9 protein-coding genes are annotated in these 12,242 nt (G+C 48.3%); 5 read left to right on the top strand and 4 right to left on the bottom strand.

Going from position 1 to position 12,242, the window contains the following annotated elements; genetic code table 11:
• The first annotated feature begins 53 nt into the window (after nt 1-53).
• The 5 genes from P404_RS0114155 to P404_RS0114135 all read left to right on the top strand — a co-directional run bounded on the left by P404_RS0114155 (nt 54) and on the right by P404_RS0114135 (nt 5,255).
• Nucleotides 54-1,481, top strand: coding sequence for an FAD-binding oxidoreductase (locus P404_RS0114155; RefSeq protein ID WP_026831089.1), 1,428 nt, complete (start codon nt 54-56; stop codon nt 1,479-1,481).
• Nucleotides 1,482-1,491: 10 nt separating this feature from the next.
• Nucleotides 1,492-2,088: an MFS transporter gene (locus tag P404_RS0114150; protein WP_014969946.1), complete on the top strand. Its 597-nt coding sequence runs from the start codon at nt 1,492-1,494 to the stop codon at nt 2,086-2,088.
• A 15-nt stretch (nt 2,089-2,103) separates the two neighbouring features.
• Complete coding sequence (locus P404_RS0114145; RefSeq protein ID WP_014969945.1) at nt 2,104-2,805, top strand: ABC transporter ATP-binding protein; 702 nt, start codon at nt 2,104-2,106, stop codon at nt 2,803-2,805.
• On the top strand, nt 2,805-3,935 hold the full coding sequence (locus tag P404_RS0114140; RefSeq protein ID WP_026831088.1) for an ABC transporter permease: 1,131 nt from the start codon (nt 2,805-2,807) through the stop codon (nt 3,933-3,935). Before P404_RS0114145 ends, P404_RS0114140 begins: the two co-directional genes overlap by 1 nt.
• Nucleotides 3,936-4,076: 141 nt before the next feature.
• Nucleotides 4,077-5,255 (top strand): MFS transporter, encoded by a 1,179-nt coding sequence (locus P404_RS0114135; protein WP_026831087.1) that lies wholly within the window; start codon nt 4,077-4,079, stop codon nt 5,253-5,255.
• 164 nt (nt 5,256-5,419) lie between these two features.
• Here P404_RS0114135 and P404_RS17705 read toward each other — a convergent pair whose 3' ends face one another.
• From P404_RS17705 to P404_RS0114110, 4 genes are all read right to left on the bottom strand, one after another.
• A complete protein-coding gene (locus P404_RS17705; protein ID WP_236624415.1) occupies nt 5,420-6,562 on the bottom strand; it encodes an MFS transporter in 1,143 nt (380 codons plus the stop codon).
• A gap of 189 nt (nt 6,563-6,751) precedes the next feature.
• The gene (locus tag P404_RS17700) at nt 6,752-9,337 is read right to left on the bottom strand and encodes a HAMP domain-containing sensor histidine kinase (protein WP_081809604.1); all 2,586 of its coding nucleotides are present in this window, start codon (nt 9,335-9,337) and stop codon (nt 6,752-6,754) included.
• Between the two features lie 345 nt (nt 9,338-9,682).
• Complete coding sequence (locus tag P404_RS0114115) at nt 9,683-10,099, bottom strand: hypothetical protein (protein WP_014969940.1); 417 nt, start codon at nt 10,097-10,099, stop codon at nt 9,683-9,685.
• The gene (locus P404_RS0114110; protein ID WP_026831086.1) at nt 10,099-12,216 is read right to left on the bottom strand and encodes a DNA topoisomerase III; all 2,118 of its coding nucleotides are present in this window, start codon (nt 12,214-12,216) and stop codon (nt 10,099-10,101) included. Before P404_RS0114110 ends, P404_RS0114115 begins: the two co-directional genes overlap by 1 nt.
• Nucleotides 12,217-12,242: the final 26 nt, after the last annotated feature.

Genomic DNA, 12,242 nt, shown 5'->3' with positions numbered 1-12,242 from the left:
GAGGTCGGCTCCTCACATGACTGAAGTCACAGGTCTCCGCCGACCTATAAACAATGAAACGAATAGCTGTTGGTACCGTCATGGTAGTTTATATGACGGTTTTTAGTTTTTCACTTTGGGCCTATCAACATCCGGTCCTGACCAGTTCCGACCAGTCGAAATTACTCCCGACCCGTGTCAAACAGATTCGGTCGGCAACTTCGACGGATGACCTGAAGTCCTGGATTGAGCAAGCAAAACAACGCCAGGAGACGGTGTCGATTGCCGGTATGCAACACAGTCAAGGCGGGCAGACATATCTGCCGGACACGACAGTCCTTGATATGACCAAGTACGATCAGATTCTAGACTATACTCCCAGAACGAAACGGATTACCGTCCAAAGCGGCGCCACCTGGGGTGAAATTCAAGACCGGATTCAGCCGGACGGTCTGGCAATTCAAGTCATGCAGTCGCAGAATATCTTTACAGTCGGCGGCGCACTCAGCGTCAATGTCCACGGCCGGGATATCCGTTACGGTTCCCTGCTTGATACGGTCGATTCGTTTCGACTGTTGCAAGCGGACGGTTCCGTCGTCAACGTCAGCCGGACGGAACATGCGGATTTATTCCGCCTGGTCCCCGGCGGATATGGTCTCTTCGGTATCATTTTGGACGTTACTTTGAAACTGACAAACGATGAATGGTACGCCGAGCAAACTGTTGCCTTGAATTATCAGGATTATCCGGCTTATTTCCGGCAACATGTCCTCGGTGACGATGACGTCCGTATGCACATCGGACGTATTTCTGTCGCGCCGGACGGATTTTTCAAAGACATGTATGTCACGAACTATCGTAAAACAGAGCGGACAACTCCGATTGAAGAGGAACCGCTCAAGCAAGAAACCATCATCGCTTTGCCGAAAGCATTACTCGGCATCTCCCGGTACAGCGACTTCGGAAAAAATCAGCTTTGGTCATTTCAGAAATCGTATTTCCTGAAGCAGAGTGGAACGTTCGAATCCCGTAACAATGTCATGCGTTCCGACAGTGCGTTTATGGAATATACGAGTCCGGGTCGAACCGAATTACTCCAGGAATACTTCGTGCCGGTTGATTCGTTTGTCTCGTACATCGATCAATTGCGGTCGATTTTGACAGCCGAGGAACTGAATGTCTTGAATATCACGATCCGGTATGTCGAGCAGGATGAAACAGCTGCCTTGTCCTATGCGAAACAGGATATGTTTGCCCTCGTCTGGCTGATCAATACGGAAACGGATCCGGTATCGATCAACGAAACGAAACGGATTGTCCAAAAGTTGATTGATGCGACACTCGCACATCAGGGCAGTTACTACCTGCCGTACTATCCGTTCGCAACACGCAAGCAGTTCCATGACGCGTATCCGAATGCTGCTTCTTTCAAAGAAGCCAAACAACAGCAGGATCCCGATGGACTTTTCATGAATCAATTTTATCTCGACTATTTTAAGTAAGGAGACGATGATGAACTATTCACTTTTTGTTCGTATTCAAAGCATGATTTTAATGAGCAGCAGTATCATTTTTCCGTTTTATTTATTGCTTGTCCGGCAAATTGGCGATTCCTATGCTCAGTTTGGTCTGGCCTACGGTCTCTTCACGCTGACTTCAGCGTTCGCTTACCTCGGAATCGGTCGTCTGAGTGACTGGTTCGGCGACCGGTCGTTGCTTGTCACCCACACGTTTGGCATGGCACTGGTTTTATTGTGCGTACCGATTGTGACGTCCATCAGCCACGTCTACCTGATTCAAATCATCATGGGGATACTTGGTGCGTTGCAAAAGAACACGGAAAAAACAATCCTGGCCCGGCAGGAACTTGCCTTGACGACGATTGGCCGGACAATCGGACGCTATCATTTCAAGACATCCTTATGGTCGGCACTTGGAATCATCGCTGCCGGTTATCTGATTGATTTTTTAACGATCGGCAGTCTGTTTTACATCATCTCTGCCGTCTATTTTTATGTAACGGTGCGTTTACTGTGGGACCGTCCACGTTCAGGAAAAAAACATGCGGAAGATTCATCATCGGGTGTCGAAGCGGGTATAAAGAAGTAGAAGGGATGTGATCGTATGATTGACGTAACCCATTACTCCCAAACGTTCGGGAAACGCACGGTCTTGAGCGATGTCCAGTTTTCGATTGGTCAAGGTGAAATTGTCGGTTTAATTGGTCCGAGTGGTTCCGGAAAAACGACTTTAATTAAGTCGTTAATTGGTCTGCAACAACCAACGACCGGAACGATCATGGTTCTCGGCACAAAACAACCCTCGCTCGCCCAAGCGGAGAACATCGGCTACATGGCGCAGTCGGATGCGCTTTACGAAGACTTAACGGCGCGCGGAAATCTGCGGTATTTCGGAAAACTATACGGTTTAAAAAAAGCACGTCTTCGAGCGCGCATCGAAACCGTCCTTGAATTCGTCGATTTGAAGAAAGATGCCGATCGTCCGATCCATCAATTTTCCGGTGGAATGAAACGGCGGCTCAGTCTGGCCATCGCCTTGATCCACGAACCGAGTCTTCTGTTGCTCGATGAACCGACGGTCGGGATTGATCCCGCGCTTAAGAAAACATTTTGGCATGAGTTTGAACAACTGCGCCAGTCCGGTGTAACGGTACTCGTCACGACACATGTCATGGATGAAGCGGAGCGTTGCGATCGGTTATTATTGATCCAACATGGTCGTCTAATCGAAGCCGGTACCCCCGATGATTTGATTAAACGTTTTGGTTCCATCGATGAAGCTTTCATTCAAAAGGAGCGAGTATGATGCAAATTCTGACGGTAGCTGAACGTCTCATCTCCCAAATTTTCCGGGACAAACGAACGATTGCGATGATGTTCCTTGCTCCGTTGTTCGTCCTCTTTTTACTGTCGACGATTCTCGGGTCGAGTTCCGACGACGTGACAATCGGAACGGTTGATGTACCGTCTGCCTTTGCAGACACATTAGCTTCCAAAACCGAGACACAGTCTTTTAAAACGGAAGCCGAAGGCATGGACGCGATCAATGATCAACGGATTGAAGCCTTGATCACCTATCAGAATGGTCAACCGGAGATTTTGATAGAAGGTGGCGATGTCTCGAAAAATGCCGCGGCACTCCAAGTCATTCAAGAGACGTTGATCACGATTCAGGGACAACAGGCAACCGCGACGAACACAAAACTTTCGGAGACCGTCAAGCAGTTGCAACAGCGACTCACCGAGTTGACGAACCAGACGTTCGACGCTCCGTCCCCTGTCGTGCCTCCGACCGCTAAACCGGACATCCAGTTTTTGTACGGTAGTCCGGATGCGGAATTGTTTGATCAAATCGCGCCCGCCTTGATGGGATTCTTCATCTTCTTGTTTGTCTTTATCATTGCCGGTGTCAGCTTTTTGCGGGAACGCTCCAGCGGAACACTTGAACGAACGCTTGCGACTCCCCTTAAACGGTCGAGCATCGTCTTCGGTTATTTCGTCGGATTTTTCTTGTTCGTGACCATTCAGACGATCCTCATTCAATTGTTTATCGTCAACGTTCTGAACGTGACGCAGGAAGGAAACTATTTCCTGCTCTTGTTCGTAAATCTTTTGACGGCCAGCGTTGCCTTATCACTCGGTTTACTGTTGTCGAGTTTTTCCCGGACGGAATTTCAACTGATTCAGTTCATCCCGCTCGCCATCGTTCCGCAGATTTTTTTCAGTGGACTTTTTGATTTGACCGATGCTCCGACTTGGGTGGAAGTCATCAATCGTTTGATGCCGTTGACCTACGCCGCAGACGCCTTGCAAAACATCATGATCCGAGGCGCTGGTTTCACGGATATTTGGATTGATTTAATCGTTTTGACTGGTTTCATGACTTTGTTCGTTTTGCTCAATATGCGGGCGTTGAAAAAACAACGACCGGTCTAAAACCCCGATAACATCAATGATAACGTTGACAATCCATTATCTTCCTTATACAATCAAAAAATACGAAATGAGGGCGACCGATGTAAATCCATCTATTGATCCATCCACCAACTAAATACGAACGATGTGGAGGTTTTTTAGATGAACCGATTTACAACTTTACTGGTCAGCCAGTGGGTAGCGAATGCGGGAGATGCGCTCTACATCGTCGCGCTCATCGCTACCCTTTACCAACAAACGGGTCAAGCCAGTACAGCTGCCTTGTTTCCGATTGCCGTGACAGCAGGCATGACCATGAGCGGATTTTTCTTTGCTTCTCTTGCACGACGTTTTCGACATGCATCCTTGCTGTTGTTTAGCCAACTTATTAAAACCGTCACACTGGGACTGATCGTTTTTCTCGATCTTCCCCTTGCTTCTCTTCTCGTGTGCGTCGTTTGGATTGCGTTCCTCGATGGTTTTGCACGTCCCATCGAGAGTGCCTTCCTGCCTCGGATCACCGATGATTTACAAAAAGCAAACAGTTTGGTCCAAGGAACCAATCAAGTCGTCCAACTCGTGATGTGGCCGCTTGGAGCCATTTTCGTCAGTGTTGGTTCGCCGCATCTTGTTTTGATGATTTCCTTCGGCTTGTTTATCGGAGCGACCCTTTGGACAACGTTGTTTCATCGTCAAGTGCGTCAACTGGCTGATCCGGTCGAAGATTCGGACGAATCGCCAACATTTCAATCCAGTTTTCGATATACCCGCACGCATCCGGCTGCCCGTCTCAATACGACGTTACTTGGCATCGATGCGTTTGCGAGCACCGCCTGGATCTCAGCGTTGTTTCTTGTTTATATCGATACGCATCTCGCATTATCCGGCAGCTGGTGGGGCATTCTCAATGCCTTTTACCTGCTCAGCATGATCGGCGGCAGTTACTATATGCTCCGTCGCACGAAGCGGACGCCCTTGTTGCTGAGCAGCGTCGTATTATCGATTGGTGCGACGGTCCTCTTCGCCTCGGCACCGCATGTCGTGTTTGCCATCGTTGCCTGTATCGTACAAGGCGCAGCCAGTCAATTACGGGCCATTGACATGAACACCCGGTTGCAGGAAGCTACACCCATCGCCCGCTTACCTTATGTGTACAGCATGCAGCAAACCGTCTACACCCTCAGTTTTTGTCTTGGCAGTTTACTGTTTGGTCTGCTTGCGGACCGCTTGAACATCGAAATCGTGTACTGGATTGCCGCTGTCATCGCGCTGTTAATGCTTCCTGCGGCACGGCGGCTTCAACAGTCCGTCTCCGCATCCGCGGAACGCCACGTTTCGTAATCGATCCATGTTTTGAATACAATCCGGGGCTGACTAAAAAGTCAATCTCGACACAGATGAGGGTGGCAGATTACAAGTCTGCCACCCTCATCTCGTAAAAAAAGAATTACTCTCTTCACGCAACTCCTACAGGAAAAAGTAAGCCTTCTAAAATCCGAATTGGCTTATTTTCCCCTTATCCGCAAGACAAACATCATTCCGAGTCCCAGCAACAGACCGGTCAGACCGAGGTAAAAGTACGCCCCGTTTAAACCGATCGCCTGGCTGATGTGTCCGAAACCGAGTCCCACCGCCATCGTCGCGAGACTCTCGACGAACGAGACCGTCGAACTGCCTGTCGCCCGACGTTCGTCCGGCAAACAGTCTTGCAACAACGTCGTCAAAACAGGTTCCGACCACCCATAGATCAAAAAAATACCGATTAGCACCAACAGCGACCAGCTGCCGTCCATTACGGCGAGCAGAAGAATTCCACTCATATACAGCAGCAACAGATAACAAAGAACCGTACACGGACCTGTTGGTTTCGGCAACAGATTACCGATACCCTGAGCCATCATTAAGCTGATCAGAATGATACCAAACCATGAAACTGCAATCCCCTGATCCCGGACATACAGTTGCCAAAACTCATCCAAAAAGGTGATCGTCGTACCAAACATGACGGTGAACGAGACGATGCGGAGAAACGACGGATTTTTCACCAAACGATACCATCCACTGTCATTCGTTCGTTCGGTCGACTGCGGTGCACTGTGTGTGTCCGACAAAAGACAACTCGCCAACACCGCACAGACTAAAAAACAGAAGGACATATAATAATGGGTAATCAAATCAAACGATTGCGCGAGCCACGCCCCCATCAGAGCGGCCCCGCCTGCCGTCCCAAGACCAACCGCGTTCATTCGCCCGACCGTCTGCTCGAACCGATCACCTGCTCCGGTCTGTTGCATCGACTCGTACAACAACGCGTCTTCCGTCCCGCTGATGGCAGCTGTTCCGATTCCCGCAAGTACCATCGCGATTAAAAAGGACGACAGACTGAAGGCATGAAGCAGAACAATAAATGAGAGGCACTCAAACAACGTACCGATGATCATACCCATCTTACGACCAAACCGGTCGACCATCAGACCAAACGGAATTTCCAACACGACCAGCGTCAACGCGAAGACGATTTCCGCATAGATGACATCTTGAATCGTCATCCCGCGTTGCTCCCAGAACAACCGCTCGATGACATAGGCCGGAATACAAGCTGTCGCAAAGCGAATCAGGTAAAGAATCCGGATATTTCGACGCAACACGACTTAACAAGGAGGACGGACAGGATTCATCTAAAAACAACTCCTTTTCTGATTAGAATGAGTAGTTTCTTACAAATCATTTTCCCGTTTCGCTTGAGTTGCAATCCACTTTCGTTCCCCAAAACAAAAGACAGCTTGTTCCGAAGAACTTGCTGTCTTTGCTGTACTCATCAACACTTGGAACGCCACTTATCGTTTACGAAGCTGGCTGTTTGAAAATGTTGGTGCCTCAATGATTTCTTCAAGCAATACATCTGCTTGAACGAATGGCAGTTCGACTGTAAAGACCGAACCTTTCCCTTCCGTCGATTCCACATGAATCAACCCTTCATGTGCCCGGACGATTTCTTGACAAATCGCCAAACCAAGACCAGTCCCGCCGATTTTCCGGCTGTCGGAATTATCAACCCGGTAAAACTTACCAAACAACTCCGGTAACGCTTGACGCGGAATGCCGATACCTTCGTCCGTAATCGTGACGCGTAACCGATCGTCTAATTCTTCAAGTCTTAACTCAACTTGTCCGCCATCCGGTGAATACTTGATGGCGTTGTTGATCAGATTTCCAAACAGTTGTCGCATCTTCGCTTCATCCGCTTCGACCCGTCGCACCGGTTCATCCCCCGTCTCGAGACTCAACTCATGATGTGTCGCTGAACCCGCTTGGAATTCTGCCACTTCCTGAATCAAGTTCGCAAGGTCAAGCTCCTTGAAATGATACTGCTGTTGGCTCGATTCCATCCGCTGAACGTCGAGGAAATCATTAACGAGACTCGTCAGACGTTGTGTCTCGGTATGAATCGTCGTCAAGTAGCGTTGTTGTCGATTTTCCGGCAAATCTTTCGCAAGCATCAATTCCGTGTAGCCAAAGATCGAGGCGAGTGGTGTCCGGAGTTCATGGGAGACCGTCGATACGAATTCTGACTTCATCCGATCGATTCCCGTCTCTATCGTCACATCACGTAAGACGAGCATCGTTCCGCGGAATCGACCACCGTAATGAATCCCTTCCGCATAGACCTGGACGAACCGTTCTTCTTTATTGAGTGATAACGACAATCCTTCAGTCGGTATCTCATGACTGCACACACGATCCATATAATCCAAAAACGCTTCATGTTGGTCGACTTGGACGGCCAACTCTTCGATTTTGACATCAAGCGTCATCAAACCGTCGTCGTTGAACTGATCATGTGCCGGGTGGTGGAACAACGCCAACAACGGTTTATTGGCAAAGATTTTTCCGCCTTCGATGTAGATGACGGCTTCACGGATCGAGTGCAACAGCTTCGAGGTTTTCTCACGTTCACGTTCGATTTCGTCAAAGACACGCATCCGTAATAAGGATAATGCCAATTGACGCGAGAACGACCAGATTTCTTCGGTCTGGTCATCATTAAATTGATCACGATAACGAACGAGATAGATGCTCGCGATCATCGTATTCGTTGACGGATCCATCACCGGTACAACGGTTTCGTACATGCTGTATGGATACGGAAGCGGATGATTACTTGTGACCTGTTTCGTCGACCGAACCGCCCGCTTATGCATCCGTGCCCGCTCGAGTAACGACATTGAGGACGTCACGAGTTTCCGTTCCTGATCAACCGTCATTCCGTACGACACGATATCCGTATACTCGTCTTCTTCGAGGAAGACGATTGCCCCCAGTTCCGCATCGGTGATCGTAATCAGTTTCTCAATGATAGCTGGATACGCCGTCAAGGTTTCACGGGAAGCAAGGGTTTCCGTCAATTCGTTGCGATAACGAAGATGGGTTTCGTTACGTAACGTGAGATCAAGTGCTTCTTCGAGTTCTTCCTGTTGTGTCTGCAATTCTTCTTGTTGTGCGACGAGTTCTTCTTGCTGGCTTTGCAGTTCATCGTTATTTGAGACCAGTTGCATCCTTTGAGCGGAAATCGATGCGGCCATTTGATTAAAGGTCGTCGTCAGTTCACCAATCTCATCTTCTGCATTCAAGACTTCGATCGGCGTCGCATCTTCGCCTTGTGCCAAGCGGCTGCTCTCTCGATTCAACTGACGTAATTGACGGGTCAGTCTCGCAACAAACGGACGAACTAGTAACGCAATGATGAGGACAAGAACAGCTAAATTGATGAATCCAAGAATTTGTGAAGCATTTACTTGTTTCCCCAGCTTTTCTTGTGCCGCCAACTCTTGCTGGTTCAGCGAGTTGCGATACTCCGTAAAGACCGTTTCCATATCAACGATGCTCGAGCTCATATCCGCTGCACTTTTTGTTTGGATGTTGAACTTCCGGTCCGGATCAAGCGTTTTGGCTTGTGTGACTTTGCCGAGCGTCGCCATCTGCAAAAACGGCTCTGTCACGTCACCGTCTTTTTTAGCCACGACATAGTTCGTCAGGCTAGGCATGACGCGTTGCGTGTAAGCACTGTATAACGATCGTGCATCCGTTGCATATTGCTTTTCTTCTTTAAAACGCGCATTTTTTTCGAACCACGTTGTTTGTTGATTAATCGCGTCTTTTTTCCGCTCGATTTCTTCGAGCATCGCCTCATCCCCTAACAGGACGAATCCACGCATTTCGTATTGAAGACTTTGCCACGATTCATATAGGTTCGTCGCTCGTGTCCGGTGGTCGTTTAAGCTCAATAATTCCTGACGCGAATCCTGGACTTGGTTTTTCGTATAAAAATAAACGCCACCGGAGGTCAACACGAGCGTCAAGATAATCATATAGAAAGCAGACATGATTTGCCGTCCGATCGTTCGATTAAGCCATGACTTCATTCATTTTCCTCCTTCTCTGATGTAACATGTGTTCGATTCTACACTCCATTTTAAAGCTTTTGAACTGAATTCCACTAAATATGCTCAAAAAACATTACTTTTCATCCAACTTTAATCTAAACGGTTGTATGTTACAAACAGATGTCAAAAAACTGGCGTATTTGCTTCCTTTTTGGAAAAATCCACCTCACTTTTCCTTCGTGAACAATACGAATTTGCATAGAAATGGCCGATGACCCCTTAAAAGATAGGATCATCGGCCATTTGATTGATGGAGGGTGGAAACGTCCGTTACAAGGATTGATTTTGACCTGACTTATGAGTCAGCCCCACGTTTATTTTTTATCAGTTTTTTAACGAAACTTCCGCATTAAACCAATCCTCGACGAATAAAAATCCATCCGGTAGATCAATCTGATAGGAATAGAGGACGGCGAAGTCACCGTCTGTCATCATCGGTAACGTCAGTTCCCGTAAAATCGCTTTGACTTCTTCCGTCATGACTGTTTCATAACGCACAAAATCATCATCTCGTGTCTCGCGTTCCGTCAAGTACGGCAACAACAATGTTTTTCCATAAGATTGCGGATCATCGATGACTTCCGCCGTCACCCCGAATAACTCTTCGGCTTCTCCGATCAACTCATCCGCCGGTCCGACCGTCACGTCGTTCGGAAACCAGACGGTCAGTTTCGTCCCTTCCTTCAAAAAGCGTTCAAACGTTGGGATAAACGTTTTATTTTCCATCAAATCGTAATACATCAAGATTCTCCCTTCACGAACTCGAACTTCAGCTGATTCTGTTCCAGATATAACATCGCCCGGAACGTCCGTCCGTTCTTCTTCATCTCAAGTGGTTTTGTTTTCTCATTAGCCAATACCTTTTTTAATTCTGTTTGTGTCAGACGGGCGCCAAGAATCGTTTTCGGCAACGTAAATCCACAGTTGTTTTTCTGATAGGCACTACAACCGTAAAATTTTCCACGATCAAGCAGTTCCGCCTGACAGACGGGACAGATACCGACCGGACGGTTCGTCGCGCCCCGTGCCCGTTTGGCCGGGACTTGACTCGGGTCGACGTCCAGCTGCTCGACACGTGTTTTCGCGTCTTCGACCAGGTGTTGCGATAATTTTTTCGCTTGTTCCACGAACTGGGCGGCTGATGCTTCCCCTTTGCCAATCTGATCCAGACGACTTTCCCACTTCGCCGTCATCTCCGGTGAGGCAAGGATACTTCCGCTGACGGCTTCGATCAAAATCCGTCCTTTTGCCGTCGGATGGATTTCTTTTTTCTTGACCTGAATATAGTCGCGGCGCTTCAGCCCGTCAATGATGCCGGCTCGTGTCGCTTCTGTTCCGAGTCCCTCAATCTCCTTCATGATGGCTTGGAGTTCGTTTTCGAGAACTTTCCCGGCCGTCTTCATGCCAAGAATCAACGTTCCTTCCGTATACCGTTTGGGTGGTTCCGTTTGTTTTTCTAACAGTTTGGCACTTTTGATCGGCATCTGTTGTCCGATTTCGACTGCCGGTAAATCCAGCTCTTTTGCTTCGATTTTCAAGACTTGTTTGAATCCGAGCTCAAGCGATCGGCTTCCTTTTGTGATGAACCGGTCCTGCTCACGTTCCGTGATGATCTCCGTTTTCTCAGACCGGGCATCTGGTGCAAATGCTGCTAAAAATCGCCGGACGATCAAGTCATAGACTTGTGCATCACGTCCAGATAACTTGGCAACTGCGCCCGCCTCTTCCGTTGGGATGATCGCGTAGTGATCACTGACCTTTGCTGAATTGACATAGCGTTTATTGTTCGTGATGTTTTGTGTCACAATATCCGTCAATTCCGTATATTCCGGTTGCTTGAGCAGTCGCTTTAAAATCACCGGAAATTGACTCGCTTCGTCTTTTGAGACAAACGATGAATCGGTCCGCGGATAACTGATCCAGCCCCGGATATAGAGTTTTTGGGCGATATCGAGCGTCTCTTTTGCTCCTAAGCCAAAACGCCGGCTGGCTTCCGTTTGCAGCAGCGATAAGCTGAACCAAAACGGCGGTTTTTCCACTTGTTCCGTTTTATCAATCGTCGCGACGACGGCCGTTCCCTTCGTCCGCGCTACGATGTTCTCTGCCAACTCGCGGTCTGTAATCTTTGTCTGTTTTTTCGCATTGATGTACTTCCCTTTGTAACGCGCGAAATCCGCTTCGACCTCAAAAAAGGTTTCCGGTCGGAACGTTTCAATCTGTTTTTCCCGCTCGACGATCAACGATAAGGTCGGCGTCTGGACCCGTCCCAATGAAAAAACATCGGCAATTCCTTTTTTCTTCAGGAGCGTCGTATAGGCGCGGGACGCATTCATCCCGATCAACCAGTCAGCACAGGCACGGCTCATCGCTTCATGGAATAAGTTTTCTGTTTCCTTCCCGTCTAATAAATTCGCAAACCCATGATCGACGGCTTGTGGTGTCAGACTGGAAATCCAAAGGCGTTGGATCGGTTTGGCGTTATTCGCAAGCCGGAGAATCAATCGGACAATTGCCTCTCCCTCTCGCTCGGCATCCGATGCTATAATGATGGAAGTTGTCGTTCGTTCATTCAGTAATTTTTTGATGACTTGAAACGCTTTGCTTTTTCCACGGGACAACCGGTAATCAAACCGTTCCGGAATGATCGGAAGATGATCATAATTCCATCGTTTCCATTTGGCGTCATAATGCGCCGGCTCTTGCAATTCGCACAAATGTCCGACGGCATACGCAAGTTTCGCGCCCGCGGGAAAACGTTCGCACGGCTTGATCTCAATGTATCCGTCTCGTTTGACCGATGGATATGGTACTGCAAGTTTTTCAGCTTGTTTTGGTTTTTCCGCAATGATTAATTGCATTGATTCACCCTCATTCCCTTACTTCA

This window comes from Exiguobacterium antarcticum DSM 14480, assembly GCF_000685865.1.
Classification (GTDB): Bacteria; Bacillota; Bacilli; order Exiguobacteriales; family Exiguobacteriaceae; genus Exiguobacterium_A; species Exiguobacterium_A antarcticum.
The sequence above is the reverse complement of the archived record's forward strand: the minus strand, read 5'-3'. Positions and strand labels throughout refer to the sequence as shown.